General features: G+C 57.5%; 19 protein-coding genes and 1 pseudogene. 14 read left to right on the forward strand and 6 right to left on the reverse strand.

Annotated elements, in window-relative coordinates; genetic code table 11:
* Positions 1–644 precede the first annotated feature (644 nt).
* Positions 645–1424, reverse strand: a complete 780-nt coding sequence (gene yaaA / locus AABC73_RS05630; protein WP_341522793.1) for a peroxide stress protein YaaA — start codon at positions 1422–1424, stop codon at positions 645–647.
* Between the two features lie 269 nt (positions 1425–1693).
* On the opposite strand from yaaA, the gene AABC73_RS05635 reads away from it, so the two are divergent.
* The 5 genes from AABC73_RS05635 (at position 1694) to moaE (ending at position 5900) form a co-directional block, all read left to right on the forward strand.
* The gene (locus AABC73_RS05635) at positions 1694–2830 is read left to right on the forward strand and encodes a polysaccharide deacetylase family protein (protein ID WP_341522794.1); all 1137 of its coding nucleotides are present in this window, start codon (positions 1694–1696) and stop codon (positions 2828–2830) included.
* Between the two features lie 332 nt (positions 2831–3162).
* Positions 3163–4557: a PhoH family protein gene (locus tag AABC73_RS05640; RefSeq protein WP_065835002.1), complete on the forward strand. Its 1395-nt coding sequence runs from the start codon at positions 3163–3165 to the stop codon at positions 4555–4557.
* Positions 4558–4717: 160 nt separating this feature from the next.
* The gene (gene moaC / locus AABC73_RS05645) at positions 4718–5203 is read left to right on the forward strand and encodes a cyclic pyranopterin monophosphate synthase MoaC (protein WP_065835003.1); all 486 of its coding nucleotides are present in this window, start codon (positions 4718–4720) and stop codon (positions 5201–5203) included.
* Complete coding sequence (locus tag AABC73_RS05650; RefSeq protein ID WP_341522795.1) at positions 5203–5448, forward strand: MoaD/ThiS family protein; 246 nt, start codon at positions 5203–5205, stop codon at positions 5446–5448. The genes moaC and AABC73_RS05650 overlap by 1 nt, the downstream gene beginning before the upstream one ends.
* Positions 5449–5450: 2 nt before the next feature.
* On the forward strand, positions 5451–5900 hold the full coding sequence (gene moaE, locus AABC73_RS05655; protein ID WP_341522796.1) for a molybdopterin synthase catalytic subunit MoaE: 450 nt from the start codon (positions 5451–5453) through the stop codon (positions 5898–5900).
* 125 nt (positions 5901–6025) lie between these two features.
* On the opposite strand, the gene rhlB is transcribed toward moaE, so the two are convergent.
* Positions 6026–7519, reverse strand: a complete 1494-nt coding sequence (rhlB, locus tag AABC73_RS05660; protein WP_341522797.1) for an ATP-dependent RNA helicase RhlB — start codon at positions 7517–7519, stop codon at positions 6026–6028.
* Positions 7520–7645: 126 nt separating this feature from the next.
* Positions 7646–8302, reverse strand: a complete 657-nt coding sequence (locus tag AABC73_RS05665) for an alpha/beta fold hydrolase (protein ID WP_065835007.1) — start codon at positions 8300–8302, stop codon at positions 7646–7648.
* Positions 8303–8782: 480 nt separating this feature from the next.
* Between AABC73_RS05665 and AABC73_RS05670 the strand changes: the two genes are divergently transcribed.
* From AABC73_RS05670 to AABC73_RS05685, 4 genes are all read left to right on the forward strand, one after another.
* The gene (locus AABC73_RS05670) at positions 8783–9811 is read left to right on the forward strand and encodes an amino acid ABC transporter substrate-binding protein (protein WP_341522798.1); all 1029 of its coding nucleotides are present in this window, start codon (positions 8783–8785) and stop codon (positions 9809–9811) included.
* Between the two features lie 73 nt (positions 9812–9884).
* Entirely contained in the window at positions 9885–11066 is a 1182-nt protein-coding gene (locus tag AABC73_RS05675) for an amino acid ABC transporter permease (protein ID WP_341522799.1), read from the forward strand.
* A 10-nt stretch (positions 11067–11076) separates the two neighbouring features.
* On the forward strand, positions 11077–12174 hold the full coding sequence (locus AABC73_RS05680; RefSeq protein WP_341522800.1) for an amino acid ABC transporter permease: 1098 nt from the start codon (positions 11077–11079) through the stop codon (positions 12172–12174).
* A 10-nt stretch (positions 12175–12184) separates the two neighbouring features.
* A complete protein-coding gene (locus AABC73_RS05685) occupies positions 12185–12949 on the forward strand; it encodes an amino acid ABC transporter ATP-binding protein (RefSeq protein WP_341522801.1) in 765 nt (254 codons plus the stop codon).
* Positions 12950–13187: 238 nt separating this feature from the next.
* Here the strand turns inward: AABC73_RS05685 and AABC73_RS05690 are convergent.
* Positions 13188–13325: pseudogene (locus AABC73_RS05690) on the reverse strand (DUF3077 domain-containing protein); the annotation flags it as partial.
* Between the two features lie 406 nt (positions 13326–13731).
* On the opposite strand from AABC73_RS05690, the gene AABC73_RS05695 reads away from it, so the two are divergent.
* From AABC73_RS05695 to AABC73_RS05715, 5 genes are all read left to right on the forward strand, one after another.
* Positions 13732–15018 carry a CynX/NimT family MFS transporter gene (locus AABC73_RS05695; RefSeq protein WP_341522802.1) on the forward strand — a complete coding sequence of 429 codons (1287 nt, stop codon included), beginning with the start codon at positions 13732–13734 and terminating at the stop codon, positions 15016–15018.
* Between the two features lie 90 nt (positions 15019–15108).
* Positions 15109–15594: a nuclear transport factor 2 family protein gene (locus AABC73_RS05700; protein WP_341522803.1), complete on the forward strand. Its 486-nt coding sequence runs from the start codon at positions 15109–15111 to the stop codon at positions 15592–15594.
* Between the two features lie 43 nt (positions 15595–15637).
* On the forward strand, positions 15638–15964 hold the full coding sequence (locus tag AABC73_RS05705) for a GIY-YIG nuclease family protein (protein ID WP_341522804.1): 327 nt from the start codon (positions 15638–15640) through the stop codon (positions 15962–15964).
* Between the two features lie 84 nt (positions 15965–16048).
* Positions 16049–16975 (forward strand): glutathione S-transferase family protein, encoded by a 927-nt coding sequence (locus AABC73_RS05710; protein ID WP_341522805.1) that lies wholly within the window; start codon positions 16049–16051, stop codon positions 16973–16975.
* A gap of 259 nt (positions 16976–17234) precedes the next feature.
* The gene (locus tag AABC73_RS05715) at positions 17235–19445 is read left to right on the forward strand and encodes a hypothetical protein (protein WP_341522806.1); all 2211 of its coding nucleotides are present in this window, start codon (positions 17235–17237) and stop codon (positions 19443–19445) included.
* A gap of 551 nt (positions 19446–19996) precedes the next feature.
* Here AABC73_RS05715 and AABC73_RS05720 read toward each other — a convergent pair.
* Both AABC73_RS05720 and yejK read right to left on the reverse strand, forming a co-directional pair.
* Complete coding sequence (locus tag AABC73_RS05720; protein WP_331153175.1) at positions 19997–20347, reverse strand: glutaredoxin family protein; 351 nt, start codon at positions 20345–20347, stop codon at positions 19997–19999.
* A 12-nt stretch (positions 20348–20359) separates the two neighbouring features.
* The gene (gene yejK, locus AABC73_RS05725; RefSeq protein ID WP_331153176.1) at positions 20360–21361 is read right to left on the reverse strand and encodes a nucleoid-associated protein YejK; all 1002 of its coding nucleotides are present in this window, start codon (positions 21359–21361) and stop codon (positions 20360–20362) included.
* Between the last annotated feature and the right edge of the window lie 29 nt (positions 21362–21390).

Genomic DNA, 21390 nt, shown 5'->3' on the forward strand with positions numbered 1-21390 from the left:
CTGAGTATTCGTGGCAAGTAACCTGTATGTAACGGTACAGGATCTCGCTCTGGGACGCGGCAAGCCACTCCGGTCGGTGTCCCCAGTGGTCTCTAGGTCAGAGGCGCGGGCTAAAGCCTTTGCGGTCGTTCCTGAGTCTCGCTGTGTGCACCTCGATAGTGCTTTGCCCAATAACCAAACGTTGCCAAATGGTGCATTTATCTCCAGATACCTACCGCCTTGACCCGTCAGGTCAAACATCGTGGCCGGCAACTTCCAGTTTTCCCACCTTCTCTGTAAGTGATCTCTCACAAGGTCAGCGAGAATTGTTACGGGATGTAGGAGCCCCTGATTTCGAGATAAGTTCCTGGCCACTCGTCCTCTTTTTGAGATTCGTCGATTTCAAACCGCCCAAATAAGTAGTTGCACAATGATGGCATTTTCTTTTTGGGCCATAGTTACAAGGGGTTTTAGCGCCTTAATATAGAAAAGCCACTATCGCGAAAAAGCAAAATGCTAGCAGGCAAAAAATTTGTTAATTTTTTGAGAATGGAAAGTTGAAAATACTGAAGACTTAATATTGACGTCATTAATTCGTCAAAAACGCGTCGCGATAAAGGGGGCGTCAGCGCAACCAGACTTGCCGTTGCGCTTTACAAGGGACTTTAGTATTCGGGCGTTTCCCGCAAGAACACTAACTTGGTGGGCGTGGACTGTTCGCTGCTGTAGCGATAGCCCTGAGCGTCGAACTGTTTTAGTGCATCGGGTGTATTGATCTGCTCGGAAATCACGAAGCGACTCATCATGCCTCGGGCTTTTTTCGCATAGAAGCTGATGATCTTGTACTGCCCGTTCTTGAAGTCCTTGAACTCGGTGTCAATGATCCGGGCCTTCAAGGCAGGGCGTTTGACTGCGGAAAAATATTCGGTCGACGCCAGGTTCAGCAGCAGGTCGTCGCCTTGCTCGGCCAGCGCCTCGTTGAGCCATTCGCTGATGCGCGTGCCCCAGAATGCGTAAAGGTCCTTGCCGCGAGCGTTGGCCAGTCGGGTGCCCATTTCCAGCCGATACGGCTGCATCAAGTCCAACGGGCGCAGCAGGCCGTACAGGCCGGACAACATGCGCAAGTGGTTCTGGGCATACGTCAGCTCGGCTTCGCTCAGGGTTTCGGCTTGCAGCCCGGTGTACACATCGCCCTTGAACGCCAGCAACGCCTGCTTGGCGTTCTCCGGGGTGAATGCCGGGTTCCAGCTGCCGAAGCGCGCGGCATTGAGGCCGGAGAGCTTGTCGGACAGGTGCATCAACTCGCTGATCTGCGCCGGGCTGAGCTCGCGCAGCTGGGTGATCAACTCCTGGGAGTGGTCCAGGTATTGCGGCTGAGTGAAGCTGGCAGTGGTCGGCGGGGTGTCGAAATCGAGGGTTTTCGCTGGGGAAATCACCATCAGCATAAAGTCGTCTCCTTTAATCGTGGCGCGATTCTAGGTACTTCGGCCTGCGGGAGCCAATAAAACGTATAACGCCTGGTGAAATGTCCCTGTGGGAGCGAGCTTGCTCGCGATGGCGTCGGGTCAGACAAAACTGTTTCGTATGACGCATTGCTTCGCGAGCAAGCTCGCTCCCACAAACGGCTGTGCTTTGTATCACCCTCGACATCAGCCATAACGGGCATTTGGGCTATAGTGCCGCGCTAATCTGGCGATTAAGGGAGCGATTGGTTTTGCGTAAGTTTTTAGCAGTTTGCGCGTGTCTGTTCGGGCTTGAGGCTCACGCGGCATTGCCCGAGGTGGCAACCATCGATCGCAGCGCGTGGCCCGAGGCATTGGTCACCGCCGATCTGTTCGACGTAGCGTCGCGGGCCGAAATTCTCGGTTTCGCCCACGCGCTGTATCTCAGCGAAGGTCTGGACGAAGAAGGCCTGAAGAAACGTCTGGGCCTTCGGTACGTCAACCTTCAATCGCTGAACCTGATCCGTAACCGGCTCTGGAACCGCTTGCTGGAGAACTACCAGAGCGCGCAAAAAAGCTGCCCGCAGGACGCGTCGTTTTGCGTGCTGGTCGAAGACATGGACATGCTGCGCGCGCGTGCCGCCGAGTTCAAAATCGCCGATGACTCCTTCTACGCCAAGTGGGCGGCGCCCAGTGCCGCCTTTCATGAGCGTTATCTCAATGAGCTGCTGTTTCAGGCTGCGCTGTTTCCGCAGACCAGCAGCGAAATTGCTCGCTACAACTCCGATGAGTTGAGCGGTGATGCAATGGCGGATCGAACCTTTCAGCTGAATTTCGACGGCGGACCGACCGACGCCGATGGCGGCACGGACTGGCTCGCCGACTTCATGCGTCAGCAGAAGATGACCGCGACGTTTTTTGTGCTGGGCAAAAGCCTGCAGGAACGCCTCGAAGCCGGGTCGGTAACGGCCTTGCATTCCCTGTACCGACTGCAATGCGTGGGCATTCAGGGCTGGGAGTATCGTTCCCATAGCCAATGGCTGGAATGGCAGAGTTCAGTGCTGCGCAGCGCTGGCTTGACCCAGCAACTGCTGCCGGACAACTACGTGCCGTTGTTTCGCCCGCCGTATGGCCATCGCCGCGCGGACAGCGGGCAATTCTTTCGCGATCAGAATCTGCGTGTTTCGCTGTGGACGATTGATGCCCAGGATGCCAACGGTCGACTTTCCGCCGAGCAGATCAGTGACCGGATTATCAGCCTGATGCTGTTATGGCGACGCGGGACGGTGGTGTTTCACGACGCCAGTGCCAGAGTGCAATCGGCAGTGCCGCTGCTGCTGGCCAATACGGCGCAAAGCGAGCTTATTTGGGACGATTGCCGCAACATCCCTGAGAGCCCCGCAGAATAAGGGCTTGCACGCGTTTGAATGGAGGGTCTGCCGGAATTTCGGGCATATTTCGAGCGGGGCGGACTTCCGACTGTAAGCGCACTGACGCAGGTCGCCAAGGGCTATTCGTCATACTGTGAAATAAACTTCAAAAAAGTGTCAAAGAGCTTTTTTCTGTCATGGGTTTTGCGGTATTACCACTACAGACCGCCGAAACCTGCAACACAGGTGGCGTCCCCCCAGACCCACCTTGAGCATTTCTCCCCTGACTGAAGGGAAGAGCCCGGCGGCCTTTTCGTGGCGCAGTATTGTTGTGGTTCTGCGTCGCTTGGCTTTTATAAAGGTGAGCGAGTATGGATGATCACGGACGCACCCCTTCCTCAAACCAGCCAATCCTTTACGTGCTCGATACCAACGTATTGATTCACGATCCCAATGCCCTGCTGAATTTCGAAGAACACCGCGTCGCCATTCCCATGACCGTCCTCGAAGAGCTGGACAAGCTCAAGGCCGGTAAACACTCGGTTGCCGCCGAATGCCGCCAGGCGATTCGCCTGATCGACAAAACCCTGGGCGATGCCACACCCGAGGAGGTTGAACTCGGCGTACCGATTGATCGCGGTACCGGTGTGCGCAAAGGCTTCCTGTCCATCCTGATGAGCAAGCGCGAGGAGCCCAACAGCCTTCTGCCGGAACACCTGAACGACAACATCATCATCAATCAATTGATCGACCTGCACACGCGCGACAAGGATTTGCGCCTGGTGCTGGTCACCAAAGACATCAACATGCGCCTCAAGGCGCGGGCGTGTGGGATCGCCGCAGAAGACTACAGCACCGATCAACTGGTCGACGACGTGTCGATGTTGTCCCGTGGCTATCACACCATGACCGGTTCGTTCTGGGATCGCGTCAGCAAGGTCGAAACCCGTCAGGATCATGGTCGCACCTGGCACCGCGTGCAGCTCACCGATAACCTGCCAGCGGTTCACATCAACGAGTTCATCATTGACGAACAGGGTTTCGTCGGCTGGATCAAAGGCATCAAGTCTGACGAGTTGCTGATTCTGGACATGCACCAGGAACCGCTGATGCACCAGGAAGCCTGGGGCCTCAAGCCGCGTGACATCTATCAGGGCCTGGCGCTGTTTGCCTTGCTCGATCCCGATATCCATCTGGTCAACCTGTCCGGCGCCGCAGGCTCGGGCAAGACCATCCTGGCGCTGGCCGCTGCCATCGAGCAGACCATGGTCAGCAAACGCTATCGCCGCATCATCGCCACCCGCAGCGTGCAGGGCCTGGATCAGGAGATCGGCTTCCTGCCCGGCACCGAAGCGGAAAAAATGGAGCCGTGGCTCGGCGCGATCACCGACAACCTCGAAGCCTTGCACATGGATGACGAAAACACCCATGGCAGCGTCGACTACATCCTCAGCAAAGTGCCGTTGCAGTTCAAATCCCTCAACTACATCCGGGGTCGCAGCTTCCAGCAAAGCCTGATTCTCATCGACGAATGCCAGAACCTGACGCCGCACCAGATGAAAACCATCATCACCCGTGCCGGTGCCGGTTCCAAGGTGGTCTGCCTGGGTAACCTGGCGCAGATCGACACCCCTTACCTGTCGGCCACCAGTTCCGGGCTGACGTACCTGACGGAGCGTTTCAAAGACTTCCCCAACGGCGTGCACATCTCGCTGCAAGGCGTGCCACGCTCCATTCTGGCCGAGTATGCGGAGTCGCATCTGTAGTCGATGAACTCACCGTAGGAGCGGATTTATCCGCGAGGACGCCGGTATGAACAGCATAGATCTTCTATCTGGGCCGACCTTCTCGCGGCTGAAGCCGCTCCTACGATCCATCTCTTTGTTTTAGGTTTACAATCGCCACTCCTGTTCAGGAGTAAGGCAAGTGCTGACTCACCTCGATTCCCAAGGTCGCGCCAATATGGTCGACGTCACCGATAAATCCGTGACGTTTCGTGAAGCCGTGGCCCAGGCGCGCATTCGCATGCGGCCTGAAACCCTGCAAATGATTGTCAGCGGTGGTCATCCCAAAGGGGATGTGTTCGCCGTTGCGCGGATCGCCGGCATACAGGCGGCGAAGAAAACCAGCGATCTGATCCCGCTCTGCCACCCGCTGATGCTCACCAGCATCAAGGTCGAACTCAGCGCCGAAGGTGAAGACACCGTACTGATCCTCGCGCGCTGCAAATTGTCCGGGCAGACCGGCGTCGAGATGGAAGCCCTGACCGCCGCCAGCGTTGCCGCGCTGACCATCTACGACATGTGCAAGGCCGTTGATCGCGGCATGGTCATAGAATCCGTGCGTCTGTTGGAGAAACTTGGCGGCAAGAGCGGCCATTTCATAGCCGATGAATCGCAAGCGGAGGCGTAATGACCCTGCAAGTCCAGTATTTTGCCCGTTATCGTGAACTGCTCGGCCTGGATGGCGAGCAAGTCACCGGCGACTTCGCCACCATCGACGACCTGCGTCAGCACCTGTTGCAGCGCGACGGGGCCTGGCAAGTGTTGGCCGAACAAAGCGTGATGTGCGCCCGTAATCAGGAACTGTGTTCGCTGAACGAGCCGTTGCAGGCGGGTGATGAAGTGGCGTTTTTCCCGACTGTGACGGGAGGCTGACGATGGCGATTCGGGTCCAGGCGGCTCCTTTCGATCCGGGAGCGGAAGTCAACGCGCTGCATGCCGCCAATGTTGGCATCGGCGCGGTGGTGGGTTTCGTCGGCTATGTGCGGGATTTCAATGATGGCCGGGACGTGGCGGGGATGTTTCTCGAACACTATCCGGGGATGACCGAAAAAGCCCTGGCCAAGATTGTTGAAGAAGCCGAACAGCGCTGGCCGTTGCTCAGGCTGGAGGTGCTGCATCGAGTGGGCGCTCTGGAGCCGGGTGAACCGATTGTGTTTGTCGGCGTGGCCAGCGCCCATCGTCAGGCAGCGTTCGAAGCCTGCGATTTCGTCATGGACTACCTGAAAACCCGCGCGCCGTTCTGGAAGAAGGAAACCACTTCAGACGGGCCGCGTTGGGTAGAAGGGCGGGACAGTGATCATGCGGCGGCAAATCGCTGGAAGTGAGCCGACATGCTGTGTGCAGCCTGTGTGGGAGCGAGCTTGCTCGCGAAATCGGTATCAGGCACATGGGTTGAGCCTGAAACACCGATTTCGCAAGCAAGCTTGCTCTACAAGACAGCGAAGTCCCGTTACACCGGCTGCGCTGGCTTGCGCACCACCGGCTTCAACAACTCCGCTGGCGGGGTTTCGCAGCTGATCTTGCGGCCGAGCTTTTCTTCAATCGACGGCAATTGATACGAATCATCTTCGCCGGCAAAGCTGATCGACACACCGCTGGCGCCGGCACGACCGGTACGGCCGATGCGGTGCACGTAGTCGTCCGGCACTTCCGGCAGGGTGAAGTTGATCACGTGGCTGATGCCATCGATGTGAATCCCGCGACCGGCAACGTCCGTCGCCACCAGCACGCGAATCTTGCCTTCGCGGAAACCTTCCAGGGTCTTGATGCGCTTGTGCTGCGGCACATCACCGGAAAGCTGCGCGGCGTTTACGCCATCGCGCACCAGCCGTTCTTCGATGCGGCGCACTTCGTCCTTGCGGTTGGCAAAGACCATCACCCGTTCCCAGTTGTTCTCGGTAACCAGGTTGTAAAGCAGCTTGTACTTGTCGGCAGCGGCCACGGCATAGATATGCTGTTCGACCATTTCGCTGGCGACGTTCAGGGCTTCGATTTCGACAATGGCCGGTTCGGTAGTCCACTGCTTGGCGAGGTTCATCACGTCTTCGGTGAAGGTCGCGGAGAACAGCAATGTCTGGCGCTCGCCCTTGTGCGGGGTTTGACGAATGATCTGACGCACTTGAGGGATGAAACCCATGTCCAGCATGCGGTCGGCTTCGTCGAGAACCATCACTTCGACCATGTCCAGATGCACTTCGCCACGCTGGTTGAAGTCCAGCAGACGGCCCGGTGTTGCCACCAGAATGTCGCAATGACGAGCTTCAAGCTGCTTGAGCTGTTTATCGAAGTCCATGCCGCCCACAAACGTCATGACGTTCAGGTCGGTGTACTTGGTCAGGTCGGCGGCGTCCTTGGCAATCTGGACGACCAGCTCGCGGGTCGGCGCGATGATCAACGCCCGAGGCTCGCCCATGTAGCGCTCTTTGGGCGGCGGCGTCTGGGTCAGCTGCGAGATGATCGAAATCAGGAACGCTGCGGTTTTGCCGGTACCGGTCTGGGCGCGGCCGATGGCGTCCTGACCTTTAAGGGTGAACCCCAGCACCTCTGCCTGAATCGGGGTGCAATACGGAAAACCCAGATCCTGAATCGCGTGCATCAATTCCGGTGCCAGGTCGAAATCATGGAAGCGGGTCTTGCCTTCCTGCGGCTCAACGACGAAATCTGCAAGGTTCCAGACCACCACTGGCGGCTTGGGTGCACGCTCGCGACGTGGGCGCTCGGACTTTGGTTTGGAGGAGCTGACCGGTTCGGCCTTGACGGACTCCTCGCGCGATTCCTGAACAGCAACCGATGCGCTGGGCGCAGCCGAAACCTGGGCATGACGATCCTGAGAATCGTCAGCAACAGGGCTGATAGGGGCGGGGGAGGATGTAACAGGGCTAGGCGCGAGCTGCTCAGCCTCGCTTTTACCGAACATCTTTTTAAGTGCTTTGAGCACGGTCATCTCGTCAATTGATTAGGGAATGTACGCCGAGCAGTGTAAAGCAAGAATCGGGCTCGGCGTAGTGTCATCCGGAATGGGCTACACGATGTGTTCGAAAGGCGCCTTCCAGAGGCTTTATAAACGGTGTTACCGAAGTTTGTTGCTTAGCCAGCTACCGATGTCGGAAATCTCCTGCGGTAACACTTCGTGGCCCATTGGGTATTCCTGCCATGTGACGGTGACGCCCAGCGTCTGGAGCCGCTCATAAACGTCACGTCCCATGCCGTACTGAACCACATCATCGTTTATGCCATGCAGGCAGTAGGCCGGAATGCGCTGCTGACTGGCAGAAAGCATCATCTGCTCGTTGAATGTCGGCGCATAAGTCGACAGCGCAAGTACGCCGCCCAACGGACCCTGCCAGCGTCGAAAGGCCGCATGCAATATCACAGCGCCACCCTGGGAAAAGCCCGCCAGGAAAATCCGCGCCGGGTCGATGCCGCTGTCGCGTTGCGCCTCGACAAGGTTCAAAACCGTCAGCGCCGAGGCTTCCAGTTGGTCGTGATCGATAGCGCGTGCGGGGTTCATCGCCAATATGTCGTACCAACTGGGCATGGCGTAGCCACCATTGATCGTCACCGCGCGGGTCGGTGCCTGGGGCAGTACGAAGCGGGTGGTCAACAGCGTTTCCTGAAGCATTTCCGCGACGGGCATGAAGTCGTAACGATCGGCGCCCAGACCATGCAGCCAGATAACGCAGGCATCGGTTGCCTGAATCGGCTCTAGAACAAGGGTCTCACTCATGTGTGCTCCATTAGCGTGCGGTCGCTCTTTTGCAGTGCGTTAAGGCGGTGCACGGCCTGTTAAAAATGAAAGAAGATGTCGCAAGGTTACAAGTTTTCCTATTGACCTGTCGCTAATTCGACTCTGCCACCATGCTGGTACGGGCTTTGCTATAAGAACGGTGGAGTGAAAGCGCTCACCCAGGTCGGTAACACTATCAGCGTATTACTGATGACCGCCGGGGTTGGCACGGAATCCATGCATCAGGATTTTCGGCACGGTTCGTCCTGTACCGGGTTGGTCCAGGAACATCATGGGGCTTGAATCTGCCAGACCGTTTTGGGGTCGTGATGACGAGTGACGAGAAGATCTTGCGCTCGATTCATGATCCGGGTCTTACGCCGCATGACCCAAAAATAAGCCAGCACGGGTCATCAGTGCCTCACAAGGGTGCGGCGGGGCTCAAGCTCCGACACAACAAAGAGCAAACTGGAGGTTTGAATGAAGATGTTGAAATCCACCCTGGCCGTAGTGGCCGCCGCAGCAGTTCTCGGCGTGAGCAGTTTTGCTCAGGCAGGCGCGACACTGGACGCTATTCAAAAGAAAGGCTTCGTACAGTGCGGCGTCAGCGACGGTCTGCCAGGTTTCTCCGTTCCTGATGCCAAGGGCAAAATCAACGGTATCGACGCCGACGTTTGCCGCGCTGTTGCTGCTGCCGTTTTCGGTGATGCAACCAAAGTAAAATTCAGCCAGTTGAACGCCAAAGAGCGCTTCACCGCGCTGCAGTCCGGCGAAATCGACATCCTGTCGCGTAACACCACCTGGACCAGCTCCCGTGACGCTGGCATGGGTCTGGTATTCGCCGGTGTGACTTACTACGACGGTATCGGCTTCCTGGTAAACAACAAGCTGGGCGTTAAAAGTGCCAAGGAACTGGACGGTGCAACTATCTGTATCCAGGCCGGTACCACCACCGAGCTTAACGTTTCCGACTACTTCCGTTCGAACGGTCTGAAATACACGCCGATCACTTTCGACACCTCCGACGAAAGCGCCAAGTCCCTGGAAGGCGGCCGTTGCGACGTTCTGACCTCCGACAAATCGCAGCTGTTCGCACAGCGCAGCAAGCTGGCCAAGCCGGGCGACTACGTCGTTTTGCCGGAAACGATCTCCAAAGAACCTCTGGGCCCAGTCGTGCGTAAAGGCGACGAAGATTGGTTCAGCATCGTCAGGTGGACTCTGTTCGCAATGTTGAACGCCGAAGAAGCGGGCGTGACGTCGAAAAACGTTGAAGCCGAAGCTAAATCGACCAAAAACCCGGACGTCGCTCGTATGCTCGGTGGTGACGGCGAATACGGCAAAGACCTGAAACTGCCGAAAGACTGGGTAGTGCAGATCGTCAAGCAAGTGGGCAACTACGGCGAGATGTTCGAACGTAACCTGGGCAAAGACACGCCACTGGCAATTGATCGTGGTCTAAATGCTCTGTGGAACAATGGCGGCATTCAGTACGCTCCACCAATTCGCTGATTGACCCTGCGCCCGACAGCCTGAATAACAGGCTGTCGGGCGTTGTTCTGTTCCATTTTTCCTGGGGCATTCAATGGAAAAGCAAATCGTCGCACCCAAGCAAAAGCTCTCTTTGAGCGACCCCAAAGTGCGCGCGTGGTTATTTCAGATCATCACCATAGTGGCGGTGATCTCGATGGGCTGGTTCTTGTTCGATAACACCCAGACCAACCTGGAACATCGTGGCATTACCTCGGGTTTCAGCTTTCTTGAGCGCAGTGCCGGGTTTGGCATTGCTCAGCATCTGATCGATTACACGGAGTCGGACACCTACGCTCGCGTATTTGTCATCGGTCTGCTTAACACCCTTCTGGTTTCGTTCATCGGTATCGTCCTGGCGACCCTGCTGGGCTTCATCATTGGCGTTGCACGCTTGTCACCCAACTGGATGATCAACAAGCTGGCGACTGTCTACGTTGAGGTTTTCCGGAACATTCCGCCGCTGCTGCAGATTCTGTTCTGGTATTTCGCGGTGTTCCTGACCCTGCCGGGTCCGCGTCAGGCGCATGGCTACAAGGAGATGTTTTTCGTCAGCAGCCGTGGCCTGAACATGCCAAGAGCGCTCGCCGCTGATGGCGCGTGGCCGTTCATCATCAGCATCGTGCTGGCCATTGTTGCTGTGGTCATGATGACCCGCTGGGCCAACAAACGGTTTGAAGCGACCGGCCAACCGTTCCACAAGTTCTGGGTCGGCCTGGCGCTGATCATCGTTATTCCTGCCTTGTGCGCCGCTATCTTCGGCGCGCCTGTGTATTGGGAAATGCCGGAACTCAAAGGCTTCAACTTCGTTGGCGGCTGGGTGCTGATCCCTGAACTGCTGGCCTTGACCCTGGCGCTTACGGTGTACACCGCAGCGTTCATCGCCGAAATCGTGCGATCAGGTATCAAGTCGGTCAGCCACGGTCAAACGGAAGCTGCACGTTCCCTGGGCCTTCGCCCTGGACCGACGCTGCGCAAGGTCATCATCCCGCAGGCTCTGCGCGTCATCATCCCGCCGCTGACCAGCCAATACCTGAACCTGGCGAAGAACTCCTCGCTGGCGGCCGGTATCGGTTATCCGGAAATGGTTTCCCTGTTTGCCGGTACGGTGTTGAACCAGACCGGGCAGGCGATTGAAGTCGTTGCCATCACCATGAGCGTGTACCTGGCGATCAGTATCAGCATTTCCCTGCTGATGAACTGGTACAACAAGCGCATTGCGCTGATTGAGCGGTGAGGAAGCGCCCATGACTACCCATACTTTCAAACCTGATATGCCACCACCGGGCAAAGTGTTCGGCCCGGTGGCATGGATGCGGCAAAACCTGTTCTCCAGCTGGATCAACACGCTGCTGACCTTGTTTTCGATCTACCTGGTGTTCCTGGTCGTGCCGCCGATTCTCAGCTGGGCGTTCATCGACGCCAACTGGGTCGGCACCACACGCGCCGATTGCACCAAGGCCGGCGCCTGCTGGGTGTTCATCGAGCAACGCTTTGGTCAGTTCATGTACGGCTACTACCCTGGCGAACTGCGCTGGCGTGTAGACCTGACCGTGATCCTGGCGATTGTCGGCGTAGCGCCGCTGTTCATCTCGCGATTCCCGCGCAAAGCTGTTTACGGTCTGAGCTTCCTTTTCATCTACCCGGTTGTTGCGTACTTCCTGCTGCATGGCGGCGCGTTTGGTCTGACCAACGTTGCAACCAGCCAGTGGGGCGGCCTGATGCTGACCCTGGTAATCGCCACGGTCGGTATCGCCGGTGCATTGCCACTGGGTATCGTGCTGGCGCTGGGTCGTCGCTCGAACATGCCGGCGGTGCGCGTGGTCTGCGTGACGTTCATCGAGTTCTGGCGCGGCGTGCCGTTGATCACCGTGCTGTTCATGTCGTCGGTAATGCTGCCGTTGTTCCTGCCGGAAGGGATGAACTTCGACAAACTGCTGCGCGCCCTGATCGGCGTCATCCTGTTCCAGTCGGCTTATGTGGCTGAAGTGGTTCGCGGCGGCATGCAGGCCATTCCCAAGGGGCAGTACGAAGCGGCTGCGGCCATGGGCCTGGGTTACTGGCGCTCCATGGGGCTGGTCATTCTGCCCCAGGCGTTGAAGATGGTTATCCCTGGCATCGTCAACACCTTTATTGCTCTGTTCAAAGACACCAGCCTGGTGATCATCATCGGCCTGTTCGACCTGCTCAACAGCGTCAAACAAGCTGCTGCCGACCCGACCTGGCTGGGTATGGCCACTGAAGGCTATGTCTTCGCGGCCTTGGTGTTCTGGATCTTCTGTTTCGGCATGTCCCGCTATTCCATGCATTTGGAACGTAAGCTGGACACAGGCCACAAGCGTTAGGAGTTATGTGATGAGTGAAGTTATCAGTAAGCCTCTGGGCGCCGAAGGCATGATCCGCATGGAGGGCGTACACAAGTGGTACGGCCAGTTCCACGTGCTCAAGGACATCAACCTGAACGTGCGTCAGGGTGAGCGAATCGTGTTGTGCGGCCCTTCCGGCTCCGGCAAGTCAACGACCATTCGTTGCCTGAACCGCCTGGAAGAGCACCAGCAGGGCAAGATCGTGGTTGATGGCACCGAGCTGACATCGGACCTGAAACAGATCGAAACCATCCGCCGCGAAGTCGGCATGGTGTTCCAGCACTTCAACCTGTTTCCGCATCTGACCATCCTGCAGAACTGCACGCTGGCGCCGATGTGGGTGCGCAAGATGCCCAAGCGCAAGGCCGAAGAAATCGCCATGCACTACCTTGAACGCGTGCGTATCCCGGAACAGGCCCACAAGTTTCCAGGCCAGCTTTCCGGCGGTCAGCAACAACGTGTGGCGATTGCCCGCGCGCTGTGCATGAAGCCGAAAATCATGCTGTTCGATGAGCCGACCTCGGCCCTCGATCCGGAAATGGTAAAAGAAGTGCTCGACACCATGGTCGGCCTGGCGGAAGAAGGCATGACCATGCTCTGCGTCACCCACGAAATGGGCTTCGCCCGCACCGTGGCCAACCGCGTGATCTTCATGGACAAAGGCGAAATCGTCGAAGAGGCTCCACCAAACGAGTTCTTCGACAATCCACAAAGCGACCGCACCAAACTGTTCCTGAGCCAGATCCTGCATTGATCGGGTGAAGTGACAGAAAAAACCCGGACCTTGTGTTCGGGTTTTTTTATGGGTGCGGTAATTGATGCCGAGGCCTCTTCACGCAACCCCGTTGGAGCGAAGCTCGCCCGCGAAGGAGCCGGCGCATTGTAGGACCGGATTCATCCGGGAAAGCGGCGTGTCAGGCAATTACGATGTTGGCCGTACCGCCGCCTTCGCGAACAAGTTCGCTCCCACAGTGTTTGATATTTGCGGGCTTTTAAGCGTCCAATCGATCCAGCGATTTCTCCACCGCCCCGCGCGCCAGATCAATCAAGTGCATGACAGCAAAGGCCAGGTCGCGTTGGGCACCGTTTAAGTGATCGCCTGTTTCGTACGCCGTCGCTGATGCGCAGCGACCGACGCAGCCTAGACACCCGAATCGGCAGGCGCAAGCGGCTGAGAGTTTCTAGGAAATTTCACGCAAGGGAAAGAGACGGGTCTTGCGATTTGTTGCGGATTACGGTGGTTGCCGAGACCAACAGAGGATTTCACCGTGTCGCTTACACCGCGATGTCGGCCAGCACGCAGGATTCGTAGGACCGGCTTTAGCCGGGAGGGCGCAAGGTCTGACGACGCTACTGCTGCGAATGTATCGGCCTCCTCCCGGCTAAAGCCGGTCCTACGGGTTGTGCAATGAGGATCAAGACGGTTCTACGAGCATCTGTACCCAATCCCGGTGAAACTTGTATTCGTCCTGCTTCTCCAACAGGATGCACGCTTTGCGCAATGCGCTGTTACACACTGCACTTTACGAGAATCCCATGACGACCAAGGCGCCATCGGCGAGCACGACTCCAATAAATCACTCCCTTCCTCACGACATTGATGCACAACTGATCGATTGCGAAGCTGACGATACGCCCGCGCAGCCGCTGCTCAAACGCCCATGGTTGCTGCTGTTGGGGCTGGTGCTGGTGGCACTTAATCTGCGTCCGGCGTTGTCCAGCGTTGCGCCGCTGCTTAATAGTGTTTCAACCAGCCTTGGGCTTTCGGCAGCCGAAGCGGGGTTGCTGACGACGCTGCCGGTATTGTGCCTCGGGCTGTTTGCGCCGTTGGCGCCGAGGCTGGCGCGGCGGTTTGGGGGCGAGCGGGTGGTGTTCGGCATTTTGCTGATGCTGGCGGCGGGGATCATTTTGCGCAGTTGCCTGGGCGAAGTCGGGCTGTTCGCCGGCAGCCTCGTGGCCGGGGCCAGCATTGGCATCATTGGCGTTTTGCTGCCAGGCATCGTCAAGCGAGACTTCCCGAAACAGGCCGGGGCAATGACCGGCGTCTACACCATGGCGTTGTGTCTGGGCGCGGCCATCGCGGCAGGTTCGACAGTGCCGCTGAGCCAGCATTTCGATGACAGCTGGGCCATCGGCCTGGGCTTCTGGATGATCCCCGCCGTTCTGGCCGCCATCGTCTGGCTGCCTCAAGCCCGCCACGGGCATGGCGCGCATCATGTGGCGTATCGCGTTAAAGGTTTGCTGCGCGATCAGCTGGCCTGGCAAGTCACGTTGTACATGGGCCTGCAATCGTCCCTGGCCTACATCGTGTTCGGCTGGCTGCCGTCGGTGCTGATCGGGCGGGGCATGACTGCCACTGAAGCCGGGCTGCTGTTGTCCGGCTCGATCATCGTGCAGTTGGTCAGCGCCCTGACCGCGCCGTGGCTCGCGACCCGTGGCAAGGATCAGCGACTCGGCATTCTGCTCGCGATGGCGTTGACGCTGACGGGGCTGTTCGGTTGCCTGTACGCGCCGTTGAATGGGCTGTGGGGTTGGGCGATCGTGCTGGGATTGGGGCAGGGCGCGACGTTCAGTCTGGCGCTGACCTTGATCGTGCTGCGCTCCCGGGATTCCCATGTGGCGGCCAATCTGTCGAGCATGGCCCAAGGCATCGGCTACACCATCGCGTCCATCGGGCCTTTTGCCGTGGGCGTCGTACATGACGTCACTGGCGGCTGGGACGCCATCGGCTGGATCTTCGGCGTGATCGGTATCGCCGCCATCGTTGCCGGCATGGGCGCTGGTCGGTCGCTGTACGTGCAGGTCACCAGCGAAAAAATCTGAGTCGCGGTATTTGCCGTGCGAATGGGCATGGCAAATCGCCCGTCGGCCGCTTATCGTGCGAAGACCTTTTGCTCCAACGGACTTGCCTGCATGAGTGACGAAGATAAACGCCTGATCAACAACGCCTTGATAACCCGCTTTTACGAGGCGTTCAATCGCCTGGACGCCGACGCCATGAGCGCCTGTTACAGCGATGACGTGCTGTTCAGCGATCCGGTGTTTGGTGAGCTGCGCGGCGCTCAGGCCGGCGACATGTGGCGCATGCTGACCTCCCGCGCCAAGGACTTTTCCCTGACCTTCGACAGCGTGCGTGCCGATGAGCGCACCGGCGGGGCACATTGGGTCGCCACCTACTTGTTCAGCCAGACCGGCAACACCGTGGTCAACGATATTCAGGCACGCTTCGTGTTTCGCGACGGCAAGATCTGCGAACACCACGATCACTTTGACCTGTGGCGCTGGTCGCGGCAGGCGCTGGGTTTCAAGGGCCTGTTGCTGGGCTGGACGCCAATGGTGCAGAACGCGATTCGCGCCCAGGCGCAAAAGGGGTTGAAGGCGTTTCAGGCCGGGCGTTGAGCCTCTGTTAGAATCGCGGCTTTCACGTAACCCGACGTCTGCCATGCCCGACACTTCTCCCGCCGCCATCAGCGCACCCTCCGAACCCACAGCAAGCAAGCCGTGGTTCGTCTATCTGGTGCGCGCGGCCAATGGCTCGTTGTACTGCGGCATCAGCGACGACCCGCAGCGGCGTTTCGCCAAACACCAGAGCGGCAAAGGCGCACGCTATTTCAGCTCCAGCCCGGCGGTGGCGCTGGTCTATGTCGAAGCCTGGCCGGACAAGGGCGAGGCGTTGCGTCAGGAACGGCTGATCAAGAAGTTGAGGAAGAGTGCCAAGGAGTGTCTGGCTGCGGGTTTTCAGGGGCTGGCAGCCGATCCATCCGCGTGATGTCGTGACTTCAGGTTCACTGGGTAGGCCGCAGGCTCACAGCCAGCTAAGCTGTCTGCTTTCCATCAGCCGGACAATCCGAACATGACAGAGCTCATCCTGCATCATTACCCAACCTCGCTGTTTGCCGAAAAAGCCCGCCTGATGCTGGGTTTCAAAGGGTTGTCGTGGCGTTCGGTAATCATCCCGTCGATCATGCCCAAACCCGACCTGACCGGGCTCACCGGCGGTTATCGCAAGACGCCGATATTGCAGATCGGCGCTGATATCTATTGCGACACCGCGCTGATGGCGCGTCGCCTTGAGCAGGAAAAAGTGTCGCCGACGTTCTACCCGGAAGGCCAGGAATTCACCGTCGCCAGTTTCGCCGCGTGGGCTGACTCGGTGTTGTTCATGCATGCCGTGAGCCTGGTGTTCCAGCCTGAGTCGCTGGCGGTGCGCTTTGCCAAGGTGCCGCCCGAAGCAGTCAAGGCCTTCGTTGCTGATCGCGCCGGCTTGTTTACCGGCGGCAATGCGAGCCGTTTGCCAGCAGAGCAGGCCAGGCATCAATGGCCGACGCTGATGTCGCGTCTGGAACTGCAACTGTCACGCAATGGCGACTTCCTGTTTGGCGTGCCGTCCATTGCCGACTTCGCTGTGGCGCACACGCTGTGGTTCCTCAAACAAACCCCGGTCACTGCGCCGCTGGTGGATCAATACCCGGAAATTGTTGCCTGGCTGGGTCGCGTGCTGGGCTTCGGTCATGGCGCTTGCAGCGAGCTGAGTTCAACCGAAGCCGTTGAAATTGCTGCCAAAGCAACGCCCGCCGCGCTGCCGGACGAAGTGTTTGTTGATCCGAATGGATTCCAGCCGGGCGATCAAGTGACGATTGCCGCCATTGATTACGGTATTGATCCGGTCGAAGGCGAACTGGTGTTCAGCGGGCGTGAGGAGTTGATTGTGCGGCGTGAAGATGAACGCGCGGGCGTGGTGCATGTGCACTTTCCGCGGTTTGGGTTTCGGATTAATTAATCACCTGACATCTGCTGCAGAGTGATCCGGTGCGACAAATGCATCGGTATAAAGAGTGCATTGCAAAATAGGACGGGGAAGCATGGCCTCACGCAGCGACCCCGTTATAGCGATAAAAAAAACATTGTAAAGCGCGAAAAATCATGATGGTCTGTCAATTCTGACAGTTGCAGGTTTCGGCAGGACCATAGTAACGTCCCATGTGCACGAGTCAGTAATTGGAAATAAAATTGCGCTTGTCAGACAGGAGTCTACGGCAATGAAAAAACATAACTGGAAAATAATATGTGAAGACACTGCATACTACGTGGAGTTTTATCCAGATGACCCTGACTTTCCTGGACATGCCTATCCAACGCTGTTCATTGATGGGGTGGAGCGTGAGGCTCGACTGTTAGACGACCAGAAAACATTAAGAGTGTCCATTTCTGCTGCGGATATTGACCGAATAAAGGAGGTCATGACTCCTCGGTTGTTTTTTTCGTCGCTTCGAAATAAGTACGCCGCACGTAAAGTCTCATTTCAAACCAGGGTGTTTGATAAGCCTGCAGGCATGATGGCGCCTGATTCAATCTCCCCAGGAAAGTTTAATGTCATTCGCTATGACTATGATTATGGTGATGAAGCGCTGGCATTGCCCGATGCCATCGCTAACGTGGAATTTCGCGCCGCCGTGTATATGCCGGAAGATACCGTTGGCGCTCGTCCTGTTGTCATATTTTTACATGGGCGACACACAACATGTTATGGCGAAGGTGGTCTCCAAGGTACCTGGCCCTGCAGTATCGATTACCTTCCCATCCCCAGTCATGAAGGCTACAGCCTGGCGGCATCAAGTCTTGCCAGTCATGGCTATGTGGTTATTTCCCTGTCTGCCAATGGTATTTTTCCCATAGAGGCGGCCGGAGCTTTAAGTATCGGTGGCACGCTCCGTGGGCATTTGATTCTGGCGCACCTTGATTTGTTAGCCGAGGCGAACGCAGGCAATCGAGCTGAGCTCGCTTTTCTGACCGGTAGACTGGACTTGCAGAATATTGGCCTCATGGGGCATTCGCGTGGCGGTGGGGGCATCGCGAGGGCGATTACGCTAAACAGGCTCTTCAACAAGGGCTATGGGATACAAGGCGCCTTGTTTCTAGGCAGCACTGCTCGGGAAGGAATAGCCATCCCCGATACGCACACAGCGGTTGTTCTTCCCTTTCTGGACGGCGACGTTCAAGGCTTAACGGGACAGGGGTTCTCTGATCTGTCTCGTTATGCATTTGACGATAACGTGCTGCGCAGTGTCGTCTTGATGCTGGGCGGCAATCATAACTATTTCAATCCGGTATGGTCGCCCGGATTTCCAGGCGGTTCGGATGACGCAGCCATGTGGGATGAGGTCCCGGTGACTCGCCTGACACAACCGGAACAGGAACTGCTGGGCTCCTTTTATATCGCGGGTTTTTTTCGTTTGACCCTGGGTGCAGAGCTACAGTATCTGCCGCTGTTCGATGGTTCTCTCGTGACTATACCGGTACTTCCAGAGGCACAGGTGCGCAGCTCTGCCCACTTTCCAGCATCAAGTATTTATATGATTCAAAGCTTTGAAACGATTTATTCAGGTGAAGCGTTGTCCATGCCGGGAAACTGGGATTGGAATATCAGGCAAGGAGTCGGTGAAATAGTGGACAAAGCTTCATTCAATATTTTCCGTTATACGCACAACACGTATCACAGCTTTTTAAATCTGAAAAGCGACACGCCGTCGACACCCGCTCAGCTTGAACTTTACCCTTGGCAGGGGAGCGAGCCGGTCGATATCTCGGGTTATACGCATTTAAGTTTCCACGTCACTCACCTCTTGGAGGAAAATTCTCAAGAAACCGTCGAGCTCTATATAACGTTGCAAGGGGGCGTATTCAACGTCAGTAGAAACCTTTCCGCCTTATGGCCTGTCCCGGAAATCAATCCCGGTGTTGGAACCGTGCTCAAGCAACAGATATCAGTACCGCTCAAGGAGTTTCGCATCGACATGTCGATGCCGGTTAACAGCCTGTCTTTCACGCTACCCGGAGGGGGAAATATTTACCTGTCGGATATTGCCTTCGTAAAGCCATCACTGGGAGAGACCGGTTCGATTCGCCTGCCCTTCGTCAGTATCGAAGACGTGCATATCGTGCCGACGGGGCTGGAGCAGGAGCTGGAGATTAACGTCACTTTATCCGAGGTGAGTGCGAACAGGATTTCTATGCGGATATATACGCCGATAAGGCACATGCTTCAGGGCATTATGCGTTTCGATGCGCCGCTGGTATTTGAATCAGGAGAGACATCTAAATCCGCCAGATTCCTCATACCCGCGGGAGGTTTCCAGGGGGACGGTTTAGGAGACGTTAATTTTATTTCCGTCATCGAGGCGCGGGCTCTGTCGAACGCCTTGTTTGACCGCGAGCGCGCATTGTTGACAACGCCCAGACCGGGCAAATAATCAGCGAATTTTCAGCCGCGAGCCGGGTCAGGCAGATTGCGGTCGCCGGGCTGCCTTTTCGGGGACAAGTCCCCTCCTACAGATTTTGCGCAATCCGGTAGGACCGGACTTGTCCGGGAAGGCATTGGCGCAGGCAATGAAGCCGGGTCAGGCAGATTGAGGTCGCCGGGCTGCCTTTTCGGGGACAAGTCCCCTCCTACAGGTTTTGCGCAATCCGGTAGGACCGGACTTGTCCGGGAAGGCATTGGCGCAGGCAATGAAGCCGGGTCAGGCAGATTGAGGTCGCCGGGCTGCCTTTTCGGGGACAAGTCCCCTCCTACAGGTTTTGCGCAATCCGGTAGGACCGGACTGGTCCGGGAAGGCATTGGCGCAGGCAATGAAGCCGGGTCAGGCAGATTGAGGTCGCCGGGCTGCCTTTTCGGGGACAAGTCCCCTCCTACAGGTTTTGCGCAATCCGGTAGGACCGGACTTGTCCGGGAAGGCATTGACGCAGGCGATGAAGCCGTGTCAGGCAGATTGAAGTTGGCGAGGCAGCGCCCGCGGGTTGATCGTCAGTTCAAAGCCGCCAATATCGCCTCTTCACTGAAGCCCCGAATGATCGTGCCATTCACATCGATCAGCGGGATGCCGCGTCCGCCCAGGGCTTCATAGGCCTTGCGACCCTCCGGCGATTTCTCGATGTCGTATTCCTTGAAGGGAATGCCTTTGCTGTCGAGAAAACGTCGGGTCTGTTTGCAGTAGCCGCACCAGTCCGTGGCGTACAGCACGACGCGGGCCTGTGCCTGGCTTTGCGTGGCGACGGCAGGGGACGGAGTGAAGAAGTGCTCGATCTTGCCCCAGTTCTGGTAAGCCACCACGAACAGCATGATCAGCACGACTTTCTTCAGGGTGCGCAGCAACATCGCGTCAGGCCCTCAGCGGCGTTTGAGCTGATCGGTGAGCTGGGTCGGCAAGCCTTTGATGATCAAGGTGCCAGCCGCTTCGTCGTATTCGATCTTGTCGCCCAACAGGTGCGCTTCAAAACTGATCGACAAGCCTTCTGCGCGGCCGGTGAAGCGGCGGAACTGGTTGAGGGTGCGCTTATCCGCCGGGATCTCCGGCGACAGGCCGTAATCCTTGTTGCGGATGTGCTCGTAGAAGGCGCGCGGGCGCTCTTCGTCGATAAGCCCGGACAATTCTTCAAGGCCCATGGGCTCGCCCATCTTGCTCTGGCTGCTGGCGTAGTCCACCAGGGTCTTGGTTTTCTCCCGGGCGGATTCTTCCGGCAGGTCTTCGCTTTCCACGAAGTCACTGAACGCCTTGAGCAAGGTGCGGGTTTCGCCGGGGCCGTCGACGCCTTCCTGGCAGCCGATGAAGTCGCGGAAATACTCCGAAACCTTTTTGCCGTTCTTGCCCTTGATGAAAGAAATGTACTGCTTGGAGGACTTGTTGTTTTGCCACTCGGAAACGTTGACCCGTGCCGCGAGGTGCAGCTGGCCAAGATCCAGGTGCCGCGACGGGGTGACATCCAGCGCGTCGTTCACCGCCACGCCTTCGCTGTGGTGCAGCAGGGCGATGGCCAGGTAGTCAGTCATGCCTTGTTGATAGTGGGCGAACAACACATGACCGCCGACCGACAGGTTCGACTCTTCCATCAGCTTTTGCAGATGCTCGACCGCCACACGACTGAACGCGGTGAAGTCCTTGCCGCCGTCGAAGTATTCCTTGAGCCAGCCGCTGAACGGATGTGCGCCGGACTCGGCATGGAAGAAGCCCCAGGCCTTGCCTTGTTTGGCGTTATAGCTTTCGTTGAGGTCGGCCAGCATGTTCTCGATGGCCTGGGACTCAGCGAGTTCGGAGTCGCGTGCGTGGAGGACTGCGGGCGTACCGTCAGGTTTTTTGTCGATCAAATGGACGATGCAATGACGGATCGGCATGGGCTTCTCGGCTGTGTGTGAGCTCGAGC

The organism is Pseudomonas sp. G.S.17, assembly GCF_038096165.1.
Classification (GTDB): Bacteria; Pseudomonadota; Gammaproteobacteria; order Pseudomonadales; family Pseudomonadaceae; genus Aquipseudomonas.

Coding starts and splice junctions, on each gene's coding strand:
- AABC73_RS05650 (WP_341522795.1), top strand. CDS start 5,203: ATGACCCTGCAAGTCCAGTATTTTGCCCGTTATCGTGAACTGCTCGGC.
- yejK (WP_331153176.1), bottom strand. CDS start 21,361: ATGCCGATCCGTCATTGCATCGTCCATTTGATCGACAAAAAACCTGAC.
- AABC73_RS05675 (WP_341522799.1), top strand. CDS start 9,885: ATGGAAAAGCAAATCGTCGCACCCAAGCAAAAGCTCTCTTTGAGCGAC.
- AABC73_RS05640 (WP_065835002.1), top strand. CDS start 3,163: ATGGATGATCACGGACGCACCCCTTCCTCAAACCAGCCAATCCTTTAC.
- AABC73_RS05715 (WP_341522806.1), top strand. CDS start 17,235: ATGAAAAAACATAACTGGAAAATAATATGTGAAGACACTGCATACTAC.
- AABC73_RS05670 (WP_341522798.1), top strand. CDS start 8,783: ATGAAGATGTTGAAATCCACCCTGGCCGTAGTGGCCGCCGCAGCAGTT.
- AABC73_RS05680 (WP_341522800.1), top strand. CDS start 11,077: ATGACTACCCATACTTTCAAACCTGATATGCCACCACCGGGCAAAGTG.
- moaE (WP_341522796.1), top strand. CDS start 5,451: ATGGCGATTCGGGTCCAGGCGGCTCCTTTCGATCCGGGAGCGGAAGTC.
- AABC73_RS05700 (WP_341522803.1), top strand. CDS start 15,109: ATGAGTGACGAAGATAAACGCCTGATCAACAACGCCTTGATAACCCGC.
- AABC73_RS05705 (WP_341522804.1), top strand. CDS start 15,638: ATGCCCGACACTTCTCCCGCCGCCATCAGCGCACCCTCCGAACCCACA.
- rhlB (WP_341522797.1), bottom strand. CDS start 7,519: ATGACCGTGCTCAAAGCACTTAAAAAGATGTTCGGTAAAAGCGAGGCT.
- AABC73_RS05695 (WP_341522802.1), top strand. CDS start 13,732: ATGACGACCAAGGCGCCATCGGCGAGCACGACTCCAATAAATCACTCC.
- AABC73_RS05665 (WP_065835007.1), bottom strand. CDS start 8,302: ATGAGTGAGACCCTTGTTCTAGAGCCGATTCAGGCAACCGATGCCTGC.
- AABC73_RS05710 (WP_341522805.1), top strand. CDS start 16,049: ATGACAGAGCTCATCCTGCATCATTACCCAACCTCGCTGTTTGCCGAA.
- AABC73_RS05685 (WP_341522801.1), top strand. CDS start 12,185: ATGAGTGAAGTTATCAGTAAGCCTCTGGGCGCCGAAGGCATGATCCGC.
- yaaA (WP_341522793.1), bottom strand. CDS start 1,424: ATGCTGATGGTGATTTCCCCAGCGAAAACCCTCGATTTCGACACCCCG.
- AABC73_RS05720 (WP_331153175.1), bottom strand. CDS start 20,347: ATGTTGCTGCGCACCCTGAAGAAAGTCGTGCTGATCATGCTGTTCGTG.